The sequence below is a fragment of the Burkholderia sp. Bp8991 genome, from assembly GCF_003853795.1.
Classification (GTDB): domain Bacteria; phylum Pseudomonadota; class Gammaproteobacteria; order Burkholderiales; family Burkholderiaceae; genus Burkholderia.
Genome location: NZ_QTQJ01000002.1, coordinates 101,049 through 124,519, shown reverse-complemented (window position 1 = coordinate 124,519; position 23,471 = coordinate 101,049). Strand labels below are relative to the sequence as shown.

At 69.1% G+C, this 23,471-nt stretch carries 26 protein-coding genes; 13 read left to right on the top strand and 13 right to left on the bottom strand.

What is annotated here, in order from left to right:
• Window positions 1-39: 39 nt before the first annotated feature.
• Window positions 40-1,644 (bottom strand): bifunctional aminoglycoside phosphotransferase/ATP-binding protein, encoded by a 1,605-nt coding sequence (locus DIE02_RS02515; RefSeq protein ID WP_124528585.1) that lies wholly within the window; start codon window positions 1,642-1,644, stop codon window positions 40-42.
• A gap of 315 nt (window positions 1,645-1,959) precedes the next feature.
• On the opposite strand from DIE02_RS02515, the gene DIE02_RS02510 reads away from it, so the two are divergent.
• The 4 genes from DIE02_RS02510 (at window position 1,960) to DIE02_RS02495 (ending at window position 4,006) form a co-directional block, all read left to right on the top strand.
• The gene (locus tag DIE02_RS02510; RefSeq protein ID WP_124528583.1) at window positions 1,960-2,400 is read left to right on the top strand and encodes a hypothetical protein; all 441 of its coding nucleotides are present in this window, start codon (window positions 1,960-1,962) and stop codon (window positions 2,398-2,400) included.
• 203 nt (window positions 2,401-2,603) lie between these two features.
• Window positions 2,604-3,077: a universal stress protein gene (locus tag DIE02_RS02505; RefSeq protein WP_124519764.1), complete on the top strand. Its 474-nt coding sequence runs from the start codon at window positions 2,604-2,606 to the stop codon at window positions 3,075-3,077.
• A gap of 41 nt (window positions 3,078-3,118) precedes the next feature.
• Window positions 3,119-3,394, top strand: a complete 276-nt coding sequence (locus tag DIE02_RS02500; protein ID WP_124519765.1) for a DUF1488 domain-containing protein — start codon at window positions 3,119-3,121, stop codon at window positions 3,392-3,394.
• 177 nt (window positions 3,395-3,571) lie between these two features.
• Window positions 3,572-4,006 carry an Hsp20/alpha crystallin family protein gene (locus DIE02_RS02495; RefSeq protein WP_124528581.1) on the top strand — a complete coding sequence of 145 codons (435 nt, stop codon included), beginning with the start codon at window positions 3,572-3,574 and terminating at the stop codon, window positions 4,004-4,006.
• 104 nt (window positions 4,007-4,110) lie between these two features.
• Here DIE02_RS02495 and DIE02_RS02490 read toward each other — a convergent pair whose 3' ends face one another.
• Window positions 4,111-4,776 (bottom strand): nitroreductase family protein, encoded by a 666-nt coding sequence (locus DIE02_RS02490; RefSeq protein WP_124528579.1) that lies wholly within the window; start codon window positions 4,774-4,776, stop codon window positions 4,111-4,113.
• A gap of 230 nt (window positions 4,777-5,006) precedes the next feature.
• Here DIE02_RS02490 and DIE02_RS02485 point away from each other — a divergent pair, with 230 nt between their 5' ends.
• Window positions 5,007-5,657, top strand: coding sequence for a BON domain-containing protein (locus DIE02_RS02485; protein WP_059452433.1), 651 nt, complete (start codon window positions 5,007-5,009; stop codon window positions 5,655-5,657).
• 48 nt (window positions 5,658-5,705) lie between these two features.
• Entirely contained in the window at window positions 5,706-5,945 is a 240-nt protein-coding gene (locus DIE02_RS02480; RefSeq protein ID WP_124519768.1) for a hypothetical protein, read from the top strand.
• Between the two features lie 122 nt (window positions 5,946-6,067).
• Here the strand turns inward: DIE02_RS02480 and DIE02_RS02475 are convergent, their stop codons facing one another.
• The 4 genes from DIE02_RS02475 to DIE02_RS02460 all read right to left on the bottom strand — a co-directional run bounded on the left by DIE02_RS02475 (window position 6,068) and on the right by DIE02_RS02460 (window position 8,855).
• Entirely contained in the window at window positions 6,068-6,310 is a 243-nt protein-coding gene (locus DIE02_RS02475; protein ID WP_124519769.1) for a hypothetical protein, read from the bottom strand.
• A gap of 140 nt (window positions 6,311-6,450) precedes the next feature.
• The gene (locus tag DIE02_RS02470; protein WP_124528577.1) at window positions 6,451-7,470 is read right to left on the bottom strand and encodes an LOG family protein; all 1,020 of its coding nucleotides are present in this window, start codon (window positions 7,468-7,470) and stop codon (window positions 6,451-6,453) included.
• Window positions 7,471-7,492: 22 nt separating this feature from the next.
• A complete protein-coding gene (locus tag DIE02_RS02465) occupies window positions 7,493-7,828 on the bottom strand; it encodes a c-type cytochrome (protein ID WP_124521041.1) in 336 nt (111 codons plus the stop codon).
• 19 nt (window positions 7,829-7,847) lie between these two features.
• Window positions 7,848-8,855, bottom strand: coding sequence for an Acg family FMN-binding oxidoreductase (locus DIE02_RS02460; RefSeq protein ID WP_124521039.1), 1,008 nt, complete (start codon window positions 8,853-8,855; stop codon window positions 7,848-7,850).
• Between the two features lie 173 nt (window positions 8,856-9,028).
• Here DIE02_RS02460 and DIE02_RS02455 point away from each other — a divergent pair, with 173 nt between their 5' ends.
• Entirely contained in the window at window positions 9,029-10,018 is a 990-nt protein-coding gene (locus DIE02_RS02455) for a zinc-dependent alcohol dehydrogenase family protein (protein WP_124528575.1), read from the top strand.
• Window positions 10,019-10,043: 25 nt separating this feature from the next.
• On the opposite strand, the gene fnr is transcribed toward DIE02_RS02455, so the two are convergent.
• The 3 genes from fnr to DIE02_RS02440 all read right to left on the bottom strand — a co-directional run bounded on the left by fnr (window position 10,044) and on the right by DIE02_RS02440 (window position 13,876).
• The gene (gene fnr, locus DIE02_RS02450) at window positions 10,044-10,817 is read right to left on the bottom strand and encodes a fumarate/nitrate reduction transcriptional regulator Fnr (RefSeq protein WP_124528573.1); all 774 of its coding nucleotides are present in this window, start codon (window positions 10,815-10,817) and stop codon (window positions 10,044-10,046) included.
• 426 nt (window positions 10,818-11,243) lie between these two features.
• Window positions 11,244-11,891, bottom strand: a complete 648-nt coding sequence (locus tag DIE02_RS02445) for a response regulator transcription factor (RefSeq protein WP_124519775.1) — start codon at window positions 11,889-11,891, stop codon at window positions 11,244-11,246.
• The gene (locus DIE02_RS02440; RefSeq protein WP_124528571.1) at window positions 11,888-13,876 is read right to left on the bottom strand and encodes a PAS domain S-box protein; all 1,989 of its coding nucleotides are present in this window, start codon (window positions 13,874-13,876) and stop codon (window positions 11,888-11,890) included. The genes DIE02_RS02445 and DIE02_RS02440 overlap by 4 nt, the downstream gene beginning before the upstream one ends.
• 250 nt (window positions 13,877-14,126) lie before the next feature.
• Here DIE02_RS02440 and DIE02_RS02435 point away from each other — a divergent pair, with 250 nt between their 5' ends.
• A complete protein-coding gene (locus DIE02_RS02435) occupies window positions 14,127-14,597 on the top strand; it encodes a universal stress protein (protein WP_124519777.1) in 471 nt (156 codons plus the stop codon).
• 52 nt (window positions 14,598-14,649) lie between these two features.
• Here the strand turns inward: DIE02_RS02435 and DIE02_RS02430 are convergent, their stop codons facing one another.
• The 4 genes from DIE02_RS02430 to DIE02_RS02415 all read right to left on the bottom strand — a co-directional run bounded on the left by DIE02_RS02430 (window position 14,650) and on the right by DIE02_RS02415 (window position 18,103).
• Window positions 14,650-15,483, bottom strand: a complete 834-nt coding sequence (locus tag DIE02_RS02430) for a universal stress protein (RefSeq protein ID WP_124519778.1) — start codon at window positions 15,481-15,483, stop codon at window positions 14,650-14,652.
• The gene (locus DIE02_RS02425) at window positions 15,480-15,983 is read right to left on the bottom strand and encodes a universal stress protein (protein WP_124521033.1); all 504 of its coding nucleotides are present in this window, start codon (window positions 15,981-15,983) and stop codon (window positions 15,480-15,482) included. Before DIE02_RS02425 ends, DIE02_RS02430 begins: the two co-directional genes overlap by 4 nt.
• 69 nt (window positions 15,984-16,052) lie before the next feature.
• Complete coding sequence (locus DIE02_RS02420; RefSeq protein ID WP_124528568.1) at window positions 16,053-17,255, bottom strand: acetate/propionate family kinase; 1,203 nt, start codon at window positions 17,253-17,255, stop codon at window positions 16,053-16,055.
• 8 nt (window positions 17,256-17,263) lie between these two features.
• A complete protein-coding gene (locus DIE02_RS02415; RefSeq protein WP_124528566.1) occupies window positions 17,264-18,103 on the bottom strand; it encodes a universal stress protein in 840 nt (279 codons plus the stop codon).
• 196 nt (window positions 18,104-18,299) lie between these two features.
• Between DIE02_RS02415 and DIE02_RS02410 the strand changes: the two genes are divergently transcribed.
• From DIE02_RS02410 to DIE02_RS02390, 5 genes are read left to right on the top strand one after another with little or no spacing between them, the layout of a single operon-like run.
• A complete protein-coding gene (locus DIE02_RS02410; RefSeq protein WP_124519782.1) occupies window positions 18,300-18,830 on the top strand; it encodes a hypothetical protein in 531 nt (176 codons plus the stop codon).
• Window positions 18,820-19,566 carry a beta-ketoacyl-ACP reductase gene (locus DIE02_RS02405; protein WP_124528564.1) on the top strand — a complete coding sequence of 249 codons (747 nt, stop codon included), beginning with the start codon at window positions 18,820-18,822 and terminating at the stop codon, window positions 19,564-19,566. The genes DIE02_RS02410 and DIE02_RS02405 overlap by 11 nt, the downstream gene beginning before the upstream one ends.
• Window positions 19,563-21,398, top strand: coding sequence for an alpha/beta hydrolase (locus tag DIE02_RS02400; protein ID WP_124528562.1), 1,836 nt, complete (start codon window positions 19,563-19,565; stop codon window positions 21,396-21,398). The genes DIE02_RS02405 and DIE02_RS02400 overlap by 4 nt, the downstream gene beginning before the upstream one ends.
• Window positions 21,399-21,400: 2 nt before the next feature.
• The gene (locus tag DIE02_RS02395; protein ID WP_124485950.1) at window positions 21,401-22,432 is read left to right on the top strand and encodes a bifunctional enoyl-CoA hydratase/phosphate acetyltransferase; all 1,032 of its coding nucleotides are present in this window, start codon (window positions 21,401-21,403) and stop codon (window positions 22,430-22,432) included.
• Window positions 22,429-23,469, top strand: coding sequence for a zinc-dependent alcohol dehydrogenase family protein (locus tag DIE02_RS02390; RefSeq protein ID WP_124528560.1), 1,041 nt, complete (start codon window positions 22,429-22,431; stop codon window positions 23,467-23,469). The genes DIE02_RS02395 and DIE02_RS02390 overlap by 4 nt, the downstream gene beginning before the upstream one ends.
• The last annotated feature ends 2 nt before the right edge of the window (window positions 23,470-23,471 follow it).

The window sequence follows — 23,471 nt, the reverse complement described above, 5'->3', positions numbered from 1 at the left end:
CGGGCCGGGCCGCTCGTCCGAGGGATTCGCGCCGCGTGCCTACGCGTGCAGCGCGGCGAGCAACGGCGCCCAGAACGCGCCGCTTTCATACGCCGCGGCATCGCAATCGGTGTCGAAACGAATCGCGATCGCTGCTTCGGCTTCGGTCAGCGGATCGGCATGCTCGATCTGCCGGGCCAGCACGGCGGCATCGGCATCGGAGGCATCGCGTCCGCGTGCCGCCCGGGCAGCGACACGCGCGGCGAGCGTTGCCCGGCTCGCGGTGAAATCGAGCATCGCGACGCGCACGCCGAGCCGTGCGGCGAGCGCGATGAACGCCGCCCGGTTGCGCCGGCGCAGGAACGTCGCATCGACGATCGCCGTGTAGCCGCTGTCGATGACCACGCGAGCCTCCGAAAGCAGTCGGTCGTAGATCTCGTCGACCGCCGTATCCGAATAGGCAACGGCGGGCAGGCGGGCGCCGGCCGATGCCCCGGCCAGGCGCTTGCGCTCGACGTCGCTGGACAAGCGGATGGCGCCGAGCCGCTCGGCCAGCGCACGGCTCGCCAGCGACTTGCCCGAACCGGAAACCCCGTGACACAGGAGCAACGCCGGCTGCGCATCGCGTCGTGCGTCGGCCATCGCCGACGCAATGCGCAGATAGCGGGCGCGTGCCGCCGCGTCGCCGCGCAGCCGGGCGGTCAGCGCGCGCACCAGCGCACGGTAGACGAAGTAGCACGGCAGCACGCCCAGTGCCGCGTGGTCGCCCGTGCGGGCCAGCCAGCCGGAAAGGAGGCGGTGGGCGCAATCCTCGCGTCCGTGGGCGGAGAAATCCATCAGCGCGAACGCGAGATCGCTCGCCACGTCGATCCAGCGGAGCGCGTCGTTGAATTCGACGCAGTCGAACATCAGGATCCGGTTCCGCCAGCGCACGATGTTCTCGAGATGCAGGTCGCCGTGGCACGCGCGCACGAAACCGCGCGCATGCCGATCGGCGAGCCGCGGTGCGATGCGGGCCAGTTCGGCTTCGTACCAGGCGCGCAGCGCGGCTTCGTCCGGTACCGTAACGTCGAGCGTGTCGAGCAACGGCCGGCATTGGGCCGCGACGCTCGCCGCGCTGCCGGGATGGCCGCGCGGCGCACGGCGCGGCGCGTGCAGATGATGGTGGGCCAGCGTATCCGCGAGGGCCTCCGCATCCGCCAGACCGTCGTCGCGCGATGCGCTGCGAACCGACAACATCGCCTGCGCGTCGAACCGGCGCATGCGCACCACGTACTCGCCCGGCACTGTCTGCTGCCGGCGCCGGCGCCCGCCGGTCGGCACCGGTGCGGCGAACGCGCATCGCCGGCCGTGCGGGACGAGCGGCCAGACACCCAGGTACAGCGGGCCGGCGAACGGCCGATTGAGCGTGCACTCCGCGAGCGCGCAGCGGCGCCGCTGTGCAGGCCGCATGAGATCGACGAAGGTGAAGTGCACCGGCTTGATGCGCTTGTACGCATAGCGCCCGGCCAGATAAACGACGGACAGATGGGTTTCGATCCGCTCGATCCGGCCCGCGGGGTGGGGATAGGTATCTGGCCGGCTCAACGCGCGATCGAATTGTCTCGACTTTCGTCGTGCATTTCCGCGACTCAGCGCGAATGGAGTATGCGGCGCTCGGGACATGATGAACGGATCGGTTATACGGGGCGCGCGTACGCGTTGCCGCGCCCGGCGGGTTGGATTCGAAACGGGCACGCACGCTCTCGTCTGCCCGATGTCGCCTGATCCGGCTGGCAGGCCGGGAACTGCCGACTCGACGAACCCTATTGCAACCGACCACGGCGCTTTCCGGGTTGATGCCAGTCAAGCCAGCCGCGCGAGAGGGCGCTTGACGCAGGTCAACCGCATTCCCCGGGGCGGCAATACAGTCGGTTCGAGCGCCCGCGCAAAGCGGTGCGTGACCGTATGCGGAATTCATGGCCGGACGAGGCATTGACGATGAAACGACGGGCATTGGCGATGAGTGTGCTCCTCGCGCTGGGTGCGTGTGCCGGGGCGGAGCGAACCGGGACATTCAGGACGATGGAAACACGACTGCTTGCAATGCGTCAGGCCGCCTCGCTGCAGTGTTCGACGCCGTCCGAGTGCGACCGGGCGTGGAGCCGCACGCGGCGCTACGTCCAGGATCATTCGTCGACCCGAATCACGCGATTCAGTGCGGACCGGATCGAGACGGCGCAACCGTATGTGGCCGGAGAAGTCTATCTCTGGGCGTCGCGCGCGGAATCGGGTGGCGGTGTCTCGGTGATCCGGCTCAAGGCGATGTGCAAGGGCATGTATGACAGCAACGGCGGCCCGGGATGGCAATACGACGTGTGCGCCAGGAAGATCCTTGAAATCGAGCAAGGTTTCCGGTCGGACGAAAACCCGCCGGGCTAGCGGCGGATGCCGTCGGTCCTCGGCAATGCGGCGCCTCGCCTCCCGGTCGGCCGGATGCCGGCCAGCGGCCGCCAGTTTCTTCTCGTGCCGGTTTCGCAATGGCTCCAAACCGTTGACCTCGGTCAACGCCTGCTCGCGGCGAGCACCGATGATGGAAGCGAATCCGAACGCCGCCGGCGCGTCGGTTCATCAGCGAGGTTCGCATGTACACGAATATCATGGTCGCCACGGACGGCAGTCCTTCGGCGCATCGGGCGCTCGAAGAAGGTCTCAGGATGGCCGGGTTGTGCGGCGCCCGCCTGTTCGCCGTGTTCGCCGTCGACAAGTCCACGCTGTTCGCCTACGGCGGCCGTATGGAGCCGGAAGCCTTGCTCGACGAGATCCGTAGCCACGGCGCCGCGATCCTGCGAGACGCCGACCGGACGATCTCGCGCGCGGCAGTCAACGGCGAGACGGACATCATCGAGACCGATTTCGGCGAGGACGTCGCGGCGCGCCTGCAGCGCTACGTCGTCGATCATTCAATCGATCTGGCCGTGATCGGCACGCACGGTCGGCGCGGGGTCCGGCGGCTGGTACTCGGCAGCGTCGCCGAAACTTTCCTCCGCGCATCGAGTTGCCCGGTCCTGCTCGTGCGCGGTGAGGATGCCGCGCCCGCGACGGTTGTGGCGGCCTAGTGTTGCTGTCGGCCAGTGTGCTAGCTGCACAGGTGATCATCATGCAGATATCGTTTCCTTCCGAACATCCGACGTATTGCGACCTTGATTCCGCGCTGAGCTTTCCGGCACTCGTCGAAGGCCGCCGCGTGCGCTGCGCGATCACCTCGGCCGCGCTGGAAGATCACTTCCGCGCGGCGTCGCCTCGCGAGCAGGATCTCGTCGACGCCTTTGCGCGCCATCGTCCCGCCATCGAGCGCGCTGCCCGCTGCCTGCTCGAGGAAATCGGCGGACGGCCGATCCTGCTTCACAGCGGCTATTTCCGCTTCTGTACGTAATCGGCCGCCGCCCTTGACGCGCATCAAGCGCGTGCCGGGGCGGGAGGGTACGCTGGATTTCGAAAGATCATTCGTCCCATGCGCGGCATGTGCTGTCGCGCCCTCCGATCTTCATTGCGGCCGCTGCTGTCGGGACGAGAGCGCCGGCCGTATGTCACCGCATCAGGAGTACGAACCATGAGCAACATGACGCGTTACGATCCGTTTTCGATCGAACCCGTATCCGACCTGTTCCAGGGGCTGTTCAGGCCGCTGCGCGGCATGGCGCTGGCAGACCAGCCCGATCTTGCATCGATGAAGATCGACGTCACCGAAAACGACAAGGCGTATACCGTCAACGCGGAGCTGCCCGGCGTCGCCAAGGACGACATCGACGTCCAGGTGACGGGCAATACCGTATCGATCCATGCGAAGGTCGAGCGCAACAACGAGCAGAAGGACGGCGAGCGCGTGATCCGTCGCGAGCGCTACAGCGGTGCGATCAGCCGCTCGTTCTCGCTGTCGGGCGACATCGACGACGCCGGCGCGACGGCGACGTATCAGGATGGCGTGCTGTCGCTGACGCTGCCGAAGAAGGCGCCGGTCGGGCAGAAGAAACTCACGATCAGCTGATCGGACGACGGGCAACGGGCGATGCAGGCACGCGTCGCCCATCGGGTGGATCCGGCGCGCGGAGCGATCCGCGCGCCGCTTCGTTGGTGCGACCGAATCTGCCCTCACGCATGCGATGGCGTACTGCCGGGCCGGTAGCCGACCGTCTGCGCGAGGATCGGCAGCTCGTCCTCGTTCAGCCGCAACGCGTCGGCGAGCGTGCGGTGATTGATCCAGCCGCGCACGACCGTTCCGAGGCCGGCCGCCGCGCAGTACAGCGAGACGTTCTGTGCGATGGCGCCGGCCGCGATCGCCGAGAACACGTCGCGCTGCTGCGGCGGCATGTCGAGTATCGCGGCCGTCCGGACGACGTAGACGAGATCCAGCGGCGCGCGGCCGACGAAGTCCTGATAGCCCGTGAGGTTGCGCGCATCGACCGCGTGTTTCAGCACGAGCCGATGCGCGGGCGCATCGTAGCGATAGACGCCGTAAGGCAGCGCGACGTAGATGTCGATTTCATTGAATGCGTGCGCGGACGGTGCCGTACGACCGCCGCTCGCCGGGCGGTTGATGCCGTCGGCCGCCCACAGCATCGTGCCGAGCGTCATCGGCGGGAGCGGTGTGGCGGCGAATTCGCGGGAGCTCATTCGGGTCGCGAGCGCCGCCATCAGCGGCACGTCGCTGTCGAGCATCGGGCGCGGCAGGTCGACGATCGCCGGCGACTCGCCCTCGGGCGATGCCGGCTGCATCACGGGCGCCGGCGAATAGGCCAACAGCTGCTGTTCGGTCATGCGAGTCTCCTTGAAGCGTGATTGCGCGTGCCTGGAACGTCGCGCCTCGGCGATTTCACGATAAGACGGCCGGGCCGTAGCGGCTTGACTTCCGTCAAGCGGCGCACCCGCCGGCCACGACGTGCGGCGCGCGGCATACGTTGACCTGCATCAGCGATCGGGCGCCGCACGTGTGCAAATCTGGCTACGTGCGGCGGACAGGCACGCCGCGGCTCACAGGAGAGCAGACGATGAAAACCGACAAGCAGTTGAAGCAGGATGTCCAGGACGAACTGGAGTCCGACCCGTCGATCGATTCGACACGCATCGGCGTCGAGGTGACCGACCGGATCGTGACGCTTTCGGGGCACCCGCCGAGCTACGCGGAGAAGCTGGCGATCGAGCGCGCGGCGAACCGCGTGGCCGGCGTCAAGGCGCTCGTCGTCGACATGACCGTGCATCTGCCGGACGACGACGTGCGCACCGACGAGGACATCGCGAAAGCGGTGCGATCGGTGCTGCACTGGACGGTCGGGCTGCATGACGACGCGGTCAAGGTGCAGGTCGAGCGCGGCTGGATCACGTTGTCCGGCAAGGTCGACTGGGCATACCAGAGCCATCTGGCCGTGCGCGCGATCTCGCAGATGCGCAGCGTGACGGGCGTGACCGACCACATCGCGGTACAGGGGACGGTCGGTGCGGACGACATCGGCGGGAACATCAAGCGCGCGATCATGCGTCACGCGGAGCGTGAGGCGAAGCATATCGCGATCGACGTGCACGACGGCACCGTGCGGCTATCCGGCAAGGTCGGCTCGTTCTCCGAGCGCAAGGCCGTGCGCGGTGCCGCGTGGTCCGCGCGCGGCGTGCGTGCCGTCGTCGACGACCTGGTGGTCGAGTAAGTCCGGCAGGCGCAGGCGCGATCCGCGGCGATCCAGGAGGGCGGCCGGATGACACTTTCAGGCGAACTTCACGAAACGGACTGGTCGGTCGCGATCGAGACGGTCGCGGCCGAAACGGGCGGCTTCCGCTGCCGGATCCACGTCACGCTCGAATCGCCGGACGGCATGTGCGAGCGGACGTTCGCGCACTGCAGGACGCATGCGACCGAGCGCGAAGCCGCGATCGACGCGCTGCGCGCCGGGATGACGTGGATCGAGATGAAGAAGTCGAATACCTTCACGGTCTGAACCGGTGGGCGGGGCGGGTCGACGAAGGCGTCGGTCACGTCGCGCGCTGCGCGCAGCCGCGCAGCGACGGGGGCCGTCGCACCGGCGACCGATACCGAGGCGCGACGCCACGACGCCGGGTATCACTCCACCTTGAGCGCGGAAAGCTGCAGCGCCTGGGCGAAGCGGGCCAGTGTGGCGATCGATCCCGTCACGCTTTCGTAGCGCTCGCGCCCGATCTGTCCGTCGAGTGTCACCAGCATGCCGGCGTCCCGGGCGAGCGCGACGAGTGCCAGCGTGTCGAGCGCGGCCGTGCCGGATGCGTCGGACGTGTCGGATGCGGCGGCCCGCATCCCCGAATCGGAACGATAGTCGGCGTGTGACATGACGGCTCTCCTGGTTGTTGTGCGATCGGCTTGCCGGTCGGCCGGTATCCGTGATTTCAGTATCGTTGCCGCGCGCCCCCGATTCAATCAGCGTGCCCCGAAGTCGAGGTAGGAATCGCACCCGTCTCGTCGGCGGATTCCTACACGGCGCGTGGCTTCGAAGACCCGTTGCAGCGTGCCGGCGCGCGTTCGCGACGCCGCGCATACCAGCTGCCTATCGCGTCCCAGATCGCCTCGGCGGATTCGCAATACGTGAACAGTTCCAGGTCGCGGCGGTCGATCATCCCTTCGTCCGCGAGAAACGCCAGGTCGACCGCGCGGCGCCAGTACGCCTCGCCGACGAGGACGACCGGCAGCGGCGCGATCTTGCGCGTCTGCAGCAGGGTCAGCACTTCGAACAGCTCGTCGAACGTGCCGTAGCCGCCGGGGAAGAAGACGGCCGCTTTCGCGCGCTCGAGCAGGTGCAGCTTGCGGATCGCGAAATAGTGGAACCGGAAGCAGAGCGCCCGCGTGATGTACGGATTGGGCGCCTGTTCACGCGGCAGCTCGATATTGAAGCCGATGCTCGGCGCGCCGCGCTCGTACGCCCCGCGGTTGGCGGCCTCCATGATGCCGGGGCCGCCGCCGGTGACGATCGCGAGCCGCGCGGTGCGCGTGCACCGGTCGGCATGGGCGACGATGCGCCCGAACGCGCGCGCGACGCGGTAATACACGCTGTATTCGACGAGCCGGCTGGCGATCGTGACGGCGCGCCGGCGGCTCGCGTCGTACGGACGCTCCGCGAGCAGGCGATTCGCTTCGTCCAGCCGCGCCTTCGCGACCGACGGCGCGACGATACGCGTGCTGCCGTAGATCACGACCGCATGGCCGATCCGTTCGTTCTGCAGGCGCTCCTCGGCTTTCCAGTAATCGAATTGCAGCCGGATGCCGCGCATGCCGGAACCCCGCAGAAGGGTCGCGTCTGCTTCGGCCGGGGCGCGGTTCGGGGATGGGGCGACGCGCCGCGCGCGGCGCGGGATGGCGTCCTTGCCGACGACGGCATCGGGCCTCGCGCGTAGCCGTTTGCCGCGCATCTTCGCGATCGTCGCGGCGGGGGCGGGGCGGCGGCGTGCGTGGCCGCGTGTCATGCCGGCGGGCGCGCGTTTGACGAGGGTCGACATGAACGGAAGCGCCCCGCGACGGTCACTGGCTCAACACCCATTGCACGAGCCGATGCGCGTCGTCGCGAGACAGCGGGCCGCCGCGATCGATGGCGGACGGCATCGGCGTGTCGCCCCAATGCACACGGCCGCCGACGCGCAGCTTGCGTTCCAGCTGCGCGGCGGCATGCGGATCGCCGCGATAGCGCTCGGCGATCTCGTGAAACGACGGCCCGAGGAACGTCATGTCGGGCGTATGGCAGAACATGCAGTGCTGCGCGTTGACGAGTTCGGTCGGCTCGGGCACGGTCGTTTGCGCGGCGGCCGTGCCGGCTATCAGCGCAATCGCGCAGAGGGCGGCGCAACGCATGATGCTCATGTTCGTTTCCTTGTCGAGATCAGGAGAAGGAGATCACTTCGTCGAGCGGGCGACGCGGCGAATGCGGCGTATGCGGGCCGCGCCCGACGCGCAGCAGCAACTGCGGCTCGCCGCGCAGCCCGAGCATGTGGCGCAGGTGGGCGCGCAACCCGGCCGTCTCGATCGGCTGGTTCAGGTACGACGCGGTATAACCGGCGCGCGTCGCGACGAGCAGGATCCGCTCGAGCGCCTGACCGGCAGCGAGCCACGCTTCGCGATCGTCGCGCACGGTCGCGATGCACACGATCAACGGCGACGCGCCGACGAGCTGGTGATGCAGCGCGGCCAGCCCGTCGCCGAGATCGAAGGTCCGTACCGCCATCGTCACGACGGGCGCGGCGAAGTCGAGCAACGTCGGCACGCCGGCCGCGAAAGCGGGCATGCCGTCCACGTGCCGGCGCGGGTCGATCCAGCTCGCCAGCTCGCGCCGGAAGCGCGGGTCCGCGAACTGTTGGCGGTCGGCCTCGGCAACCAGTTCGGCCACGCGCGCACGGTGCGCGAGCGCGTCGACGCACGCGACGTCGGCGCCTTCCGCGACGCCGGCAGCAATCAGCGCCTGCTGGATCTCGTGCGGCACGGCCGTCGATTCGAACGGCGCGCGCGTCGTGACGCGCTCGGCAATCGCATCGAACAGCGCGCCGAGGGACGCATCGGAATAGCCGTCGTCGCAGACCCGGACGAGCGCCAGCAGATCGGGATCGACTTCGGAAGGAAACGTGGTGATCGTGTGGGCGAGCCCGGCGTGATCGAGCGCGACCCGCAGGTTGAGCAATGCCGCGCCGCAGCTGATGATCAGCTCGCGATCGAACGGATCGACCACCGGCAACGCGCGGACGCGGTCCGCGCACACGGAAATCGTGGCGCCGTTGACCAGGAAGCGCCACGGCTGGGAATTGTGACTGGACGGCGCCAGCACCGCGTAGCCCAGCAGCTCCCTCAGCTGCTGGTCGGGATGGGCGCTTGCGGCAAGCGGGGGAACGGATATCATCGATCATCTCCAGGTTGCCGCGCGGGCGGCGTTTCGCCACTTCATCGTGTCAGCAACCGTCCGGCGGCCGTTGACCCACGTCAAGCGCCTGTCATCGGGGCAAACGCACGCGGTGGCGGACGACTAGCCTTGGAAAGCGAAGCGCGCGAAACCGGTCGCGCAGGGAGGCGAGCATGCTTGCGATGATGTTTGACGGCACGACCCCGCATTTGCGCGAAGCGCGCGTGCCGGAGCCGTCGCCCGCGGCGGGCCAGCTGCTGATCGACGTACACGCATGCGGCGTCTGCCGGACCGATCTCCACGTCGTCGACGGCGACCTCGCGCACCCGAAGCTGCCGCTGATTCCGGGTCACGAAATCGTCGGGACGGTGCGCAGGCTGGGCGAAGGCGCGACGGGCTTCGCCGTCGGCGACCGGGTGGGCGTGCCGTGGCTGGGCTCGACGTGCGGGCATTGCGCGTATTGCAGGTCCGGCCGCGAGAATCTGTGCGACAGCCCCGGATTCACCGGCTATACGATCGACGGCGGCTACGCCGAGCGCGTGGTCGCCGATCACCGCTATTGCGTGCATCTGCCGCAACGCTATTCCGATCTGGAAGCCGCGCCGCTCCTGTGCGCGGGCCTGATCGGTTATCGCACCCTGCGCATGGCGGGCGACGCGCGCCGCATCGGCATCTACGGCTTCGGTGCGGCGGCCCATCTCGTCGCGCAGGTCGCGCATTGCGAAGGACGCGAGGTGTTCGCGCTGACGAAGCCCGGCGACACGGCCGCGCAGCAGCTCGCGCTGTCGCTGGGTGCGGCGTGGGCGGGCGGCAGCGACGAAGCGCCGCCGGAGCCGCTCGATGCCGCGCTGATCTTCGCGCCGGTGGGGGCGCTGGTGCCGGCCGCGCTGCGCGCGCTCGACAAGGGCGGGATCGTCGTGTGCGGCGGCATTCACATGAGCGACATCCCGGGCTTTCCGTACGCGTGGCTGTGGGGCGAGCGCCGCATCGCGTCGGTGGCCAACCTGACGCGTGCGGACGCGGTCGAATTCATGCGGATCGCGGCCGCGATGCCGCTGCGGGTCGAGGCGGTGCGCTATGCGCTGACCGACGCGAACCGCGCACTCGACGACCTGCGCGGCGGGCGCGTATCGGGCGCCGCCGTGCTGGGCATGCGCGGTTGACCTGCCCGACGGCGCCGCGGCGCGCTCAGATTTGCCGCAGGCCTTCCGAATCGACGATCCGGATCTGCTTGCCTTGCGCCGCGACGAGCCCCTTGTGCTGGAACTTCGACAGCATGCGGCTGACCGTTTCGAGCTTCATGCCGAGATATTCGCCGATCTCGTCGCGCGTCATCCGCAGCACGAATTCCGCGGCCGAGTAGCCGCGTGCCTTGAAGCGCGCGGACAGATTCAGCAGGAACGCGGCCACGCGCTGTTCTGCGCTCATCGTGCCGAGCAGCAGCATCTGCGACGATTCGCGCACGATCTCGCCGCCCATCATCTGGTACACGTGATGCTGCATCGGGCGCACTTCGCGGCACATCTGCTCGAGCTGGCCGAACGGGATGATGCAGACCGTGCTGTCCTCGAGCGCGATCGCGTCGCCGTTGTGGTGCCCGGTGTACACGCCGTCGAGCCCGAGCGACTCGCCGACGATCTGGAAGCCGGTGATCTGCTCGTCGCCGTCGCGATGCATCACGATCGTCTTGAACGACCCGGTTCTCACTGCGTAGATGCTGTTGAACGCATCGCCCGCGCGAAACAGCGTTTCGCCGCGCTTGACGTGGCGCGTCGTGCAGATCATCGCGTCGACGCGCGCGAAATCGTCGGGCGTCAGATCGGACGGCATGCAGACGGTACGCAATGCGCACGTCGAACAGCGGGACGCGGCGCGCTTGGGCTGATCCGTCGGTTCGACGGGATGCAGCGGGATGAACGGGCGTAACGGCATGGTCGTCGAAACTTCGGCACTGCTGTGCATGATCGGCTCCAGTTCGGGGGCAGCGGCGGCTCGCCGTCGGGCGGGGTCGCGCTGGCCGTTGTACCGGCGGCTTTGGTCTCTGCCGCCTTCCTGTCGGGAAAGCCCCACCGGACGCGCCGGGAGACCGATACACCGGTCTCGTCGATGATGCTGCCTTGGGCTCCGGGAGGCACGTTTGTGCGTTTTTCTTGATGTGCAGTATGGATGTTGCGCAACGTCAAGAAAATCAGCCGGAATTGAAGTTGCAGTAGGTGAGATGGAAGTCTTGTAGGAGGTTTCCTACAGGGGCGCGGCAACTTGTCGCGAGCGTCGCGGGCGGGTGCGGGACGCTGATGAAGGGCGGGGCGCGGCCCGCGCGGGCCCGGCCGCCGTCACCGATGCCGTCGGGACAGCCGGGCGGGGCGCCGCCCGCGCCCGATGCCGCCGTCAGAGTTCGTCCGGGTCCTCGAACAGCTTGTGGCGCATCGCGTAGCGCACGAGTGCCGTGTCGTTCGGCATCTGCATCTTCTCGAGGATCCGCGTCTTGTACGTGCTGACGGTCTTGACGCTGACGCAGAGCGCCTGCGCGATCTCGGAAATCGACTCGCCGGTGGTGACGCGCCGGAACACGTCGAATTCGCGGTCGGACAGGCGCTGGTGCGGCAGGAGATCGGTCGGCTCGTTCAGGCTCTGCGCGAACTGCTCGGCCATGGTCAGGCTGACGTAGACGCCGCCGGCCGCGATCTTGGTCAACGCGGCGACCAGTTCGGCGCTGGCGCTTTCCTTGGTCATGTAGCCCGAGGCGCCCGCGCGGAATGCGCGCACCGCGTACTGCTGTTCGGCATGCATCGTCAGCACGAGGATATGCAATCCCGGCTTCTCGTCCTTGATCTGCTTGATGAGTTCGACACCGTTGCGGCCGGGCATCGACAGGTCGAGCACCAGCACGCTGGCATCCGTGTCGCGCATGAGCGCGATCGTCGAGGCACTGTCCTGCGCTTCGCCGACGACCTCGAAACCGCTCGCGCTCTGCAGGATGTGCCGAAGACCGTCCCTGACGAGTGCGTGGTCGTCGGCGATGAGTACCCTGATCATGACAGCACATCTCCTTGCTGGATGGCGTGAAGCGGCAGCGCCACGGTGATCGTGAATCCCGCACCCGGCCGGTTGTCGATCGTCACCGTCCCGTCGAGCATGTGCGCGCGCTCGCGGATCCCGATCAGGCCGAACGACGGGCGATCCTGCCCGTTGCGGGTGGGCTCCGGCGCGCCGTGACCGTTGTCCGCGATGCGCAGCATGCAATAACCGTCTTCCACTTTCAATGCCAGCGTCACGTTCGTCGCGTCCGAGTGTCGCGCGACGTTGGTCAGCGCCTCCTGCACGATGCGGAACAGCGTCGTCGCACCGGCGCCGGTGAACGCGGTATCGACGGGGGCGATGTCCCGCTCGACCGTGATCCTGTAACGGCGCGTGAAATCGGTTGCAAGCCATTCGATCGCCGGAACGAGGCCGAGGTCGTCCAGCATCACCGGCCGCAGATCGGCCGCGATGCGCCGGACCGACGCAACGATCGAATCGATCAGGCGATGCATGCCGCTCAGCTGCTCGCGCACGCCGGTGTTGGGGGCGACGATGCCCGCGAGCCCCAGCTCGACGGCGGACAGATCCATCTTGAGCGCGGTGAGTTGCTGGCCGAGGTCGTCGTGCAATTCGCGCGCGATCCGCGTTTTCTCTTCCTCCCGCACGTTCTGCAGGTTGGCGGACAGCTCGCGCAGTTCCTCGCGCGAGCGCTTGAGCGCATTTTCCGCGCGCACCCGCTCGGTCACGTCGCGCAGCATGACCGTGTACAGCTTGCCGGTGCCGTCGCGAATCTGCGAGATCGACGCCTCGATCGGAAACTCGGTGCCGTCGGCGCGCAAGCCGAACAGCACGCGTTGCCGCCCCATCTGGCGCTCCGACACGCCCGTCACGCCGAACTGCTCGACGTGTCGCGCATGCGCGGCGCGAAAGCGCTCGGGGATGAAGCGGGACAGCGGCGCGCCGATCGCCTCCATCGCGCTGACGCCGAACACGTGTTCGGCGGCCGGGTTGAAGATCACGATCGTCTGACTCTCGTCGACGGTGATGACGGCCTCCATCGACGACCGGATGATGCCCATCATCCGCGCCTCGGTGGGTTGGCTGTCGCCGGCGGGGGCAAGCGCTCGTTTCGCGACGACCTGCCGCACGAGCGCGGCCAGCGTCAGCGAGAGCACGGTGCCGGCCAGCAGGACGGCCGTCGTCAGACCGGACGTGTCGGCGCGCGGCGCGCTGTAGCGCAGCGCGAGCGGCGTGCCGCCGAACGTCACGGAATCGGTGCGCCGGAACAGGTCGCCGGCGGCGCTCGAGTCGCCGGCGCCGAAGCCGCCCGCATACACCGGCGCGGCCGGATTGTCGGCCATGATTTCCACGCGCAGCCGATCAAGCACGGACGAATCGACGAGACGAGCCGGATTCAGCGCGGCATAAACGTATCCGGTCGCCGTGGCGTGCCGCGTCCCGGACGAAGCGAGGTCTTCAGCGTTCGCATAAATCGGCAGGTACAGCGTCAGCTCCGTCCGCGCGAGGGCGGCATCGGTGGCGTCCTGGATCGCGTTCGCGGCGAGCGCGACCTTGCCGGTTTCCGCCGCGCGCTGCAGCGCCTGCCGCGTCGCCTGATCGTCTTCCGCCGTGCTCGGCTCGATTCTTCCGAGGCTGCGGACCGGCGACTGCAATTCGTCCAGATTCAGGCTCGCGAGATAGCGGCGCCACGCCGCTCCGGATTGCGGCGCGGGCAGGGTCGACGCGAAGCCGCGCGCGCCGCGCAATACGGCAGCCGCACCGAGGAGGCTGCGCCGGAGGTCGGCCGTCGCGAGGGTCGCGGTTTGCGCGAACCTCGCCTGGGCGGCGTGCTGCGCCCCGTTCTGCAGTACGCGGGATGCCGCGAACGTTGCAGCCAGGCCAAGCGCCAGCGTCAGCAGCGCGGCCGCGGCTGCATATCGGGCGGGCCGAATCCGGTGTAAAGCCGGTCCGGCCTGGGAGGGAGGCGCATTCACTGTCATTGCCGTTCATCCTGACGGATTTCGTCGACGGCTGGCTGGCGGCGGGCCGGACGGGGGGCACGAAAGGCGGAGCGGGACGCAACTGCGATATCGCACGGAATTGTGCGCGTTTTGCCGACGTTCGCCAATCGGGACCGATGCGCAAGGGGGCGGCGCCGCGCGTGTTTGACCCGCGTCAACGGAGCGCCGCCTGCGAGGATCAGACTGGTTTCACGAACCGGTCGACCCCTGACGACAATTGGGAGGCGTCATGTACCAAAGGATCTTTGCGGCACTCGACGGCAGCCGTGGCGCGCGCCTCGCGCTCGACGAGGCGATCTCGCTCGCCCGCGAGTCGGGCAGTCTGGTGATCGCCATGTGCGTGGTGTCGGATGGGCCGCGGCTGGCCGACGTCGACAGCGGTTATATCGACCGGCGCGACCCGGCCGGACTGGATGCGGACAAGGCCGCGATCGCGCTCGCGGATGCGGAAACCGCGTTCCGGTTGTCGGGTGTACGCGGCATCGCGCAAACGATCGACGCGTGCGGAGAGAACGTATCGGACGTGCTGGCGCGTGCCGCCGCCGAATGCGACGCGGACCTGATCGTGATGGGCACGCATGGCCGGCGCGGCGTGCGCCGCGCGTTGCTCGGCAGCGTCGCCGAATCGCTGGTGCGTATCGCGGACCGGCCGGTGCTGGTCGTACGGGAGGGGCCGGGCGCGTGTGCCGGCATGTTGTGACAGTCGTGACGGGACGAGGGCAGCCGCGAGCGGCTGCCCCGTTTTCGTTCGCTCAGTGAGACAGCAGGACCGGCACCGTCATCGTTTCGAGGATCGTGCGCGTCGCGCCGCCCAGCACGCGTTCATGCATGCGCGCATGGCTGTACAGGCCCATCACCAGCAGATCCGCATGCAGGTCGGTCACCCGGTTCAGCAGCGTCGCGCCCACGCTCACAGGCCGTTCGCGCGGCGTGCTCGAGAACGACGCGCGAATGCCGTGCCGTTCGAGATACGCGGCGACGTCGACGCCCGCCGGCGTCTTGTCCGGATCGGGTTGCCCGCGGGCGACCGTCTCGACGTTGACGAAACGCGCGCGGGCGAGCAGCGGCAGCGCGTCGGCCATCGCGCGGGCGGCTTCGCGCCCGCCGTCCCAGCCGATCAGCACGTTCTCGCCGAGCGTGCGCACGTCGCCCGCGTACGGCACGACGAGCGCCGGGCGTCCGCTGCCCATCACGACGTCCTCGACGAAGTGACGTGCGACGTAGGTCAGGCGGTCGTCGGGGTTTTCCTGGCCGAGCACCAGCAGATCGGCGTGGCGCGCGTGCAGGACCGCGGCCTCTGTCGCGTTGCCGGTCGGCGCACGCCATTCGACGCTGCGTCCGGCGCGTTCGGCGGCGCTCAGGAATTTTTCTTCCGCTTCCTTGCGCCGCTGTTCGCACAGGCGTTCGTAGACGGCCAGCTTCAGCGGTTCGTCCGGCCGCCGCAACGGCTCGAGGAGGTCCTGGCAGACCACGTAGAGGCCGATCAGATGGGCGTTCCAGCGTCCCGCGAGTTCGAGCGCGAGGTCGACGCGCGTCGCACAGCGCTCGCTGTCGTCGAGATGGACGAGCAGGGTCTTGTAGCTCATGACGGCTCCTTTTCGGTTGATGCCACGGTGGTTTCGGCGGGCGCCTGCGCGGCGCAGCTTGCCGGTATCATCAGGACCGGGCACGTGGCCTGACGCAGCACGCGCTCGGCGACGCTGCCGAGGAACAGGCGCCGGAAACCGCGCCGGCCATGCGTGCCCATCACGATCAGGTCGGCGTCGGTCTCGCCGGCGAGACCGACGATCCGGTGCGCAACGTCTTCGCCGGCCGGCGCGACGTTGTAGATCTGCGGCGTGCCGGCCACGTCGCGCGCTTTCATGCGGCGTGCCGCATCCTCCGTGACACGCAGTCCTTCCTCGCGAAATGCATCGATCAGGATCGACGGATCGTATCCGTACGTGTCGTAGGCCGGCACCAGGAAGTCGACGACGTAGACCGGGGTCAGCCGCGCACCCGTCTCCGCCGCGAGGTTCAGCGCGGCGTCGAGTGCGCGGGACGACGTATCGCTGCCGTCGAGCGCGACCAGAATGTTCGAGTACATGACGTTTCCCTTCAACGGATGCCGATGGAATCATCATCGGCGCGTATGCGCCGCTCGCGCTGATCTGGATCAAGCGTCGCGATTGGCGCGCAGCACGCGCACCGCGGCGCGCGCCGCGACCCACGCCTCGTTGGTCGGCTCGACGACCACCGTGACCGCACTCGACGCGCACGACACGACATGCGCATGATCGGCATTCGCGCGCGCATCGAGCACGATGCCGAGCCAGCCGAGCGACGCGCAGATCCGCTCGCGCAACACCGCCGAGTGTTCGCCGATGCCGGCCGTGAACACCAGCATGTCGAGGCCGCCGAGCAGCGCGGTCAGCGCGCCGGTCTCGCGCACGATGCGATGGACGTACAGCGCCAGCGCATCGCGGGCGGCTTCGTCCCCGGCCGCCTCGCGCGCGAGCAGCACGCGCGGGTCGCCCGACGCGCCCGACACGCCCTTGAGCCCCGATTCGTGATACAGCATGTGTCCCAGCTCGTCGCCGGACAGCTTGCCGGCCTCGAGCAGGTGCAGGACGACACCGGGATCGAGCGTTCCGCTGCGCGTGCCCATCATCAATCCGTCGAGCGCGGAGAAGCCCATGGTCGTCGCGACGCTGCGGCAGTCGCGCAGCGCGCACAGGCTCGCGCCGCTGCCGAGATGGGCGGCGATCACGCGGCCGTGCGCACGGGCGCCGAACGACTCGTCGAGCGCGACGGACAGGTATTCGTACGACAGCCCGTGGAATCCGTAGCGGCGCACGCCCTGGTCGAACCACGCATGCGGCAGCGGCAGCAGCTGCTCGACGCGCGGCAGCGTGCGATGAAACGCCGTGTCGAACACGGCGATCTTCGGGACGTCCGGAAACGCGTCGCGCAGCACGTCGATCGCATCGAGGCTGTGCGGCTGATGCAGCGGCGCGAGCGGCGTCAGCGTGCGCAGCGCGTCCAGCACGTCGTCGTCGACGAGCGTCGGCTCCACGTAGCGTGCGCCGCCGTGCACGACGCGATGCGCGATCGCGCCCAGCGCGACATGCGGCAACTTCACGCGGATCCACGCCGCGATCCGCGCGAGCACGGCGCGGTAGGGATCGTCCGCCGTGCCGAGCGGCAGCGAACCGTCCGGCTCGGCGTCGTAGCGGATCGACACGCTGTTGCCGGCCGCGACCGCTTCGCCCTCGTGCAGCGGCCGCCGCGCGGGGTCGCCGTGCGGCGGGTAGGCAAAGAGCGCGAACTTCACGCTCGACGAACCGGCATTGACGACGAGCAGGGCGAGCGTACGCATCGGCCGGCTCAGTGCGACATCAGCACCGGCAGCGTCATCGACGCCAGCACCGTGCGGGTGGCGCCGCCCATCACCAGCTCGCGCCAGCGCGGATGGCCGTAGGCGCCCATCACGAGGAGGTCGGAACCCGTTTCATACGCGCGCGACAGCAAGGTATCGCCGACCGCGGGGCCGGCACCGGCATCGATATCGAGCACGTTCACGTCGCGTGCGTGGCGCGCCAGCATCAGCGCGGCGTCGGCGGCCGGAATGCGCGTGGCCGCCGCTTCCGAGTCGCCGTCGACCACGGCGGCGACCGTCGCGCGCTTCGCGTGTTCGAGAAAGGGCAGCGCGTCGTGCGCGGCGCGGGCCGCCTCCCGGCTGCCGTCCCACGCGATGAACACCCGCTCGCCGATCGACGGGAATTCGCCCGTGTACGGCACGAGCAGCACCGGGCGGCCGGCGGACAACACGAGGTTCTCCGGAAACTGGTCGTCGATGTAGGTCTCGGGATCGTTCGGGTCGCTCTGGCCGGCGATCACGAGGTCGGCCAGGCGTGCGGCGCGCGGCACGGCCAGGTTCGCGCGGTCGTCGGCACGCACCCACGCGGCCGGCACTTTCGCGCGGGCCGTCTCGGCGTGGAACAGGCGTTCCAGCGCGGCGAGCCGCTCGTCGCGCTGTGCGCGTTGCTCGCGGAAGTAATCGGCGGACCCGGCCATCACGTAGAACGAATGCGGTTCCGGCGTGTAGACCGCGAACAGGCCGGTCAGGTGCGCACCGAAGCGCCGGGCGAGGCGCAGCGCGAACTCAAGGCGCGAATGCGCGCGGGCGCTCGTATCGAGGTGCACGACTATGCTCTTGTAGCTCATCGGAATCGCTCCATCGACGGGGGAACCGCCAGTGCAATCCAGTCTACGGAGCAGGGTTTCCGCGTACTTGACTCAGATCAACGGCTCCGTTGCGCGATGCCCGCACAGTGAAGCGGTCGCGATGCCGATCCCGATCCCGGGCAGGCGGCACGAGGCGCGATGCCAACCCATTGACCGGATCGAACGAGGGACGCCGATGAGTACGTACGCTTTGACGACACCGAACGACGCTTGCCGCGCGGGCTGCGATCTCGCGCTGCGCATGGTCGCGCAGAACCGCGACTGGCAGCACGAATGGCACGCGCTGGCAGGGCGGCGCATCGAGCGGGACCGCGCCGCGGTGCGCCTCCTGCAGCAGGCGCTGGCGGACACGAAAGAGTGGACGGCCTTCGGCGAGGCGACCCGGCAGGTGATGCGCGACTACGCGATCGCGAGCGTCGCGATCTGGCAGGATGCCGCCGAGCTGTGCATGCGTGCGCAATACGAGAACGCCGGCGCATGGCGCACCTGGTTGCGCGAATACGGCGCGGGCGCGATGTCGCGTTATCAGACCGACTGGCTGCCCGACCTGGGGCGACTGGCCGTGGTCAACGAAGCCAGCATGCCGTGGGCCGACTGGATGACGGCGCTGGAGCGCGGGATCGAGGACGCGAACGACGGGGCGCCGGTTGCCGTGCGCCGCCTGAACGGCACGACCGGCGCGCAGGAGAACGACCATGTGCGCTGACCGGGTCGCGTTCGTCACGGGCGGCATGGGGGGCCTCGGCGCCGCGATCAGCCGTCGCCTGCACGATGCGGGCATGACGGTGGCGGTGTCGCATACGGAGCGCAACGACCACGTCGCGACGTGGCTCACGCACGAACGCGAGGCGGGCAGGACGTTCCACGCGTTCGAGGTCGACGTCGCCGACTACGATTCGTGCCAGCACTGCGCGGCACGCGTGCTGGCCGAGTTCGGGCGCGTCGACGTGCTCGTCAACAACGCCGGCGTCACGCAGGACGCCACCTTCGTGAAGATGACCAAGAGCATGTGGGACGCGGTGCTGCGCACCAACCTCGACGGCATGTTCAACATGACGAAGCCGTTCGTGCCGGGCATGATCGAGGCGGGCTTCGGGCGGATCGTGAACATCGGCTCGGTGAACGGTTCGCGCGGCGCATACGGGCAGGCGAACTACGCGGCCGCGAAGGCCGGCATCCACGGCTTCACGAAGGCGCTGGCGCTCGAGCTCGCGCGCCACGGCGTGACGGTCAACACGGTGGCCCCGGGCTATCTGGCGACCGCGATGCTCGAGACGGTGCCGAAGGAAGTGCTCGACGCGAAGATCCTGCCGCAGATCCCGGTCGGCCGCCTCGGCAATCCCGGCGAGATCGCCGAGCTCGTCGCGTTCCTGTGTTCCGACGCGGGGGCTTTCGCGACCGGCGCGGAATTCGATGTCAACGGCGGCATGCACATGCGATGAACGGATCCGTCATGCGCATGCCGATCGAGCACGAGTCGATGCGGCCAACGGCTACGAACGTACCGGCGTCGCACCCGGCCGGATGCACGCCGGCCCGGCCGTCGCCCGCCGACGAATGGAACCGCGCCGCGCATGCGAACGTGGCCGCGATGACCTTCGGGCTGTCGCCCGTGTCGCTCGCGCTGGCCACGCTCGACTGGGGCGCGCATCTGGCCGTGTCGCCGGGAAAATGCTTCGAGCTTGCGACGCAGGCGTGGCTGGCTGCCGTGGCACCCGCGGCCAACCGGGAAGGCGAGGGCGAGGGCAAGGGCGAGGCCGACGATGGCGGCGCGGGCGGCCTGGCCGTGCACGCCGGGCAGGCCGATGCGCGCTTCGCCGCGCCCGCGTGGTCCGGATGGCCGTTTCGCGCGTACCGCGACGGCTTCCTGTCGATCCAGCGCTGGTGGCGCGACGCGACGCGCGGCGTGCCGGGCGTCGAACGGCATCACGAGGAACTGGTCGGATTCGTCGCGCGACAGTGGCTCGACGCATGCTCGCCGGGCAATTTCCTTGCGACCAACCCGGTCGTGCTCGACGCGACGATGCGCAGCGGCGGCGCGAATCTCGCGGCAGGCTGGCGGCACTGGCTGGAAGACGCGCACGCGCTGCTCGAGCGCACGCACGGCACGCGGGCCCGCGATACGCGCGCCTATCTGCCGGGACGCGACGTGGCGATCACGCCGGGCCGCGTCGTCTGGCGCAACGCGTTGTGCGAGCTGCTGCAATACGACCCGACGACGGCCGGCGTGGCGCGCGAGCCGATCCTGATCGTGCCGTCGTGGATCATGAAGTACTACATCCTCGACCTGCAGCCGCACGATTCGCTGATCCGCTTCCTGGTCGATGCCGGCTACACGGTGTTTGCCGTGTCGTGGCGCAATCCGGGCGCGGAGGCGCGCGAGCTCGGGCTCGATGATTATCTGTGCGACGGGTGCATGGCGGCGCTCGACGCCGCCCGCTCGATCTGCGGCGAAGCGGTCCACGCGGTCGGCTACTGCCTCGGCGGCACGCTGCTGGCGATCGGCGCGGCGGCGCTCGCGCGCGACGGGCGGCAGCACGAGGCGTTGCGCTCCGTCACGTTGCTCGCGGCCCAGACCGATTTCAGCGAACCCGGCGAACTCGGCCTCTTCATCGACGCGAGCGAACTGTCCGCGCTCGATGCGCTGATGTGGCGGCAGGGCTACCTGGACGGCGCGCAGATGTCCGCCGCGTTCCAGTTGCTGAACGCGCGCGACCTGATCTGGTCGCGCATGATGAGCGAATACCTGCTCGGCACGCGCACGAAGCCGAACGACCTGATGTCGTGGAACGAGGACACCACGCGCATGCCGTACCGGATGCATACGGAATACCTGACGCGCCTCTTTCTCGACAACGATCTCGCGGCCGGCCGCTACTGCGTCGACGGGCGGCCGGTCGCGCTGTCGGATATCGACGTGCCGACATTCGTGGTCGGGACCGAGCGCGATCACGTGTCGCCCTGGCGTTCCGTCTACAAGCTCCATCTGCTCACGCACCACGCGCTGACGTTCGTGCTGACCTCCGGCGGCCACAATGCCGGGATCGTGTCCGAACCCGGCCATCCGGGACGCCACTATCGCTGCGCGACGCGCGAGCCCGGCGCGCCTTACCGCAACCGGCGCGACTTCGTGAGCGAAACGCCCGCGCTCGACGGATCGTGGTGGACGTGCTGGCGCGACTGGCTGCACGCGCATTCGTCGGGCGAGGTGCCCGCACGCGTGCCGGCCGCCGGCTTCGGCGCGGCGCCCGGCAGCTACGTGCTGGAGACCTGAACATGAACCTGAACCTGCATCCGGATCCGTCCGCCGGCGCGTGCCTGCCCGGCCTGTTGCCGCGCGCGGACGGCGAACTGCCCGCCCTGATCGCGCGTGCGCGCCATGCGCCGCCGCTGACGGTGGCCGTCGTGCATCCGTGCGACACGGCCAGCCTCGTCGCGCTTGCCGCGCTCAACGCGTCGCCGCTGGGCGCATCGATCGAACCGCTGATCGTCGCGCCGCGCGCGAAGGTGTTGCGCGTGGCGAGCGAAGCGGGCGTCGATCTCGCGAAATGGACGATCGAGGACGTCCCCCACAGCCACGCCGCGGCGGCCCGCGCGGTGGCACTCGCGGCGTCGGGCCGCGCCGGCGCGCTGATGAAGGGCAGCCTGCACACGGACGAGCTGATGGGGGCCGTCGTCGCCGCGGAATCGGGCCTGCGCACCGACAAGCGCATGTCTCACTGCTTCCTGATCGAGGCGCCGGCGTATCCGCGGCCGTTCATCCTGACCGACGCCGCGGTGAACATCGCACCGGATCTCGCGCAGAAGGCGGCCATCACGCAGAACGCGATCGACGTCGCGCATGCGCTGGGCGTCGCGCGCCCGCGCGTCGCGGTGCTGTGCGCGGTCGAGACCGTCAATCCGGCGATGCGTTCGACGCTCGACGCGGCGGCCCTCGCGAAGATGGCCGAGCGCGGGCAGATCACGGGGGCGGTCGTCGACGGCCCGCTCGCGTTCGACAACGCGATATCGCAACGGGCCGCACGCGAGAAGGGGATCGACTCGCCGGTTGCCGGCCGTGCCGACATCCTCGTCGTGCCCGATATCGAAGCGGGCAACATGCTCGCGAAACAGCTCGAATACCTGGGCGGCGCCGCGAACGCGGGCGTCGTCGTAGGCGCGCGCGTGCCGATCGTGCTGACGAGCCGCGCCGACGGCGTCGCCGTCCGGGTCGCATCCTGCGCGCTCGCGGTGTTGCTGGCACAGGTCCGGCATGACGCCGCCCCGATGCCTGAACAGGCCCCCCTTTCGATGGAGGAATTGCGATGAAAGCACTCGTGTATCACGGCCCCGGGCGCAAGGCGCTCGAACGGCGGCCCAAACCGGAACTGCAGTCGCCCACCGACGCGATCGTCCGCGTGACGCGCACGACGATCTGCGGCACCGATCTGCACATCCTCAAGGGCGACGTGCCGACGTGCGAGCCGGGCCGCGTCCTCGGCCATGAAGGCGTGGGCATCGTCGAGCAGGTCGGCGCGGCGGTCGATTCGCTGAAGCCGGGCGACCACGTGCTGATTTCGTGCATCTCGTCGTGCGGCCGCTGCGAGTACTGCCGCCGCGGACTGTATTCGCATTGCACGACCGGCGGCTGGATCCTCGGCAACCGGATCGACGGCACGCAGGCCGAGTTCGTGCGCATCCCGCATGCGCCGACCAGCCTGTACCGGATCCCGGCCGGCGCGGACGAGGACGCGCTCGTGATGCTGTCCGACATCCTGCCGACCGGATTCGAATGCGGCGTGCTGAACGGCAAGGTGCAGCCGGGCTGCTCGGTCGCGATCGTCGGCGCGGGGCCCATCGGGCTGGCGGCGCTGCTGACCGCGCAGTTCTATTCGCCCGCGCGGATCATCATGATCGACCCGGACGGCAACCGGCTCGAGGTCGCGCGGCGCTTCGGCGCGACCGACTGCATCGACGGCCACGGCGTCGACCCGGTCGCGGAAGTGATGAAGCTGACCGATGGCGTCGGCGTGGATTGCGCGATCGAAGCGGTCGGCATTCCGGCGACGTTCGAGATGTGCACGGCGCTCGTGGCGCCTGGCGGGGTCGTCGCGAACGTCGGCGTGCACGGCGTCAAGGCCGATCTGCACCTCGAGAAGCTGTGGGATCGCAACATCTCGATCACGACGCGGCTCGTCGACACGGTCAGCACGCCGATGCTGCTGAAGACGGTAGGCGCCGGGCGCCTCGATCCGGCGCGCCTGATCACGCACCGGTTCTCGCTCGACGACGTGGAAAGCGCGTACGACACGTTCGGGCGCGCCGCGCAGACCCACGCGCTGAAGGTCATCATCGAAATCGGCTGAAT

Excerpts from the sequence above, each read along its gene's own strand:
- DIE02_RS02430 (WP_124519778.1), bottom strand. The coding sequence starts at position 15,483 with ATGAGCTACAAGACCCTGCTCGTCCATCTCGACGACAGCGAGCGCTGT.
- DIE02_RS02395 (WP_124485950.1), top strand. The coding sequence starts at position 21,401 with ATGAACCTGAACCTGCATCCGGATCCGTCCGCCGGCGCGTGCCTGCCC.
- DIE02_RS02415 (WP_124528566.1), bottom strand. The coding sequence starts at position 18,103 with ATGAGCTACAAGAGCATAGTCGTGCACCTCGATACGAGCGCCCGCGCG.
- DIE02_RS02480 (WP_124519768.1), top strand. The coding sequence starts at position 5,706 with ATGACACTTTCAGGCGAACTTCACGAAACGGACTGGTCGGTCGCGATC.
- DIE02_RS02485 (WP_059452433.1), top strand. The coding sequence starts at position 5,007 with ATGAAAACCGACAAGCAGTTGAAGCAGGATGTCCAGGACGAACTGGAG.
- DIE02_RS02405 (WP_124528564.1), top strand. The coding sequence starts at position 18,820 with ATGTGCGCTGACCGGGTCGCGTTCGTCACGGGCGGCATGGGGGGCCTC.
- DIE02_RS02515 (WP_124528585.1), bottom strand. The coding sequence starts at position 1,644 with ATGTCCCGAGCGCCGCATACTCCATTCGCGCTGAGTCGCGGAAATGCA.
- fnr (WP_124528573.1), bottom strand. The coding sequence starts at position 10,817 with ATGCACAGCAGTGCCGAAGTTTCGACGACCATGCCGTTACGCCCGTTC.
- DIE02_RS02400 (WP_124528562.1), top strand. The coding sequence starts at position 19,563 with ATGAACGGATCCGTCATGCGCATGCCGATCGAGCACGAGTCGATGCGG.
- DIE02_RS02465 (WP_124521041.1), bottom strand. The coding sequence starts at position 7,828 with ATGAGCATCATGCGTTGCGCCGCCCTCTGCGCGATTGCGCTGATAGCC.
- DIE02_RS02490 (WP_124528579.1), bottom strand. The coding sequence starts at position 4,776 with ATGACCGAACAGCAGCTGTTGGCCTATTCGCCGGCGCCCGTGATGCAG.
- DIE02_RS02460 (WP_124521039.1), bottom strand. The coding sequence starts at position 8,855 with ATGATATCCGTTCCCCCGCTTGCCGCAAGCGCCCATCCCGACCAGCAG.
- DIE02_RS02505 (WP_124519764.1), top strand. The coding sequence starts at position 2,604 with ATGTACACGAATATCATGGTCGCCACGGACGGCAGTCCTTCGGCGCAT.
- DIE02_RS02425 (WP_124521033.1), bottom strand. The coding sequence starts at position 15,983 with ATGTACTCGAACATTCTGGTCGCGCTCGACGGCAGCGATACGTCGTCC.
- DIE02_RS02510 (WP_124528583.1), top strand. The coding sequence starts at position 1,960 with ATGAAACGACGGGCATTGGCGATGAGTGTGCTCCTCGCGCTGGGTGCG.
- DIE02_RS02445 (WP_124519775.1), bottom strand. The coding sequence starts at position 11,891 with ATGATCAGGGTACTCATCGCCGACGACCACGCACTCGTCAGGGACGGT.
- DIE02_RS02470 (WP_124528577.1), bottom strand. The coding sequence starts at position 7,470 with ATGTCGACCCTCGTCAAACGCGCGCCCGCCGGCATGACACGCGGCCAC.
- DIE02_RS02420 (WP_124528568.1), bottom strand. The coding sequence starts at position 17,255 with ATGCGTACGCTCGCCCTGCTCGTCGTCAATGCCGGTTCGTCGAGCGTG.
- DIE02_RS02410 (WP_124519782.1), top strand. The coding sequence starts at position 18,300 with ATGAGTACGTACGCTTTGACGACACCGAACGACGCTTGCCGCGCGGGC.
- DIE02_RS02455 (WP_124528575.1), top strand. The coding sequence starts at position 9,029 with ATGCTTGCGATGATGTTTGACGGCACGACCCCGCATTTGCGCGAAGCG.
- DIE02_RS02475 (WP_124519769.1), bottom strand. The coding sequence starts at position 6,310 with ATGTCACACGCCGACTATCGTTCCGATTCGGGGATGCGGGCCGCCGCA.
- DIE02_RS02500 (WP_124519765.1), top strand. The coding sequence starts at position 3,119 with ATGCAGATATCGTTTCCTTCCGAACATCCGACGTATTGCGACCTTGAT.
- DIE02_RS02435 (WP_124519777.1), top strand. The coding sequence starts at position 14,127 with ATGTACCAAAGGATCTTTGCGGCACTCGACGGCAGCCGTGGCGCGCGC.
- DIE02_RS02495 (WP_124528581.1), top strand. The coding sequence starts at position 3,572 with ATGAGCAACATGACGCGTTACGATCCGTTTTCGATCGAACCCGTATCC.
- DIE02_RS02440 (WP_124528571.1), bottom strand. The coding sequence starts at position 13,876 with ATGACAGTGAATGCGCCTCCCTCCCAGGCCGGACCGGCTTTACACCGG.
- DIE02_RS02390 (WP_124528560.1), top strand. The coding sequence starts at position 22,429 with ATGAAAGCACTCGTGTATCACGGCCCCGGGCGCAAGGCGCTCGAACGG.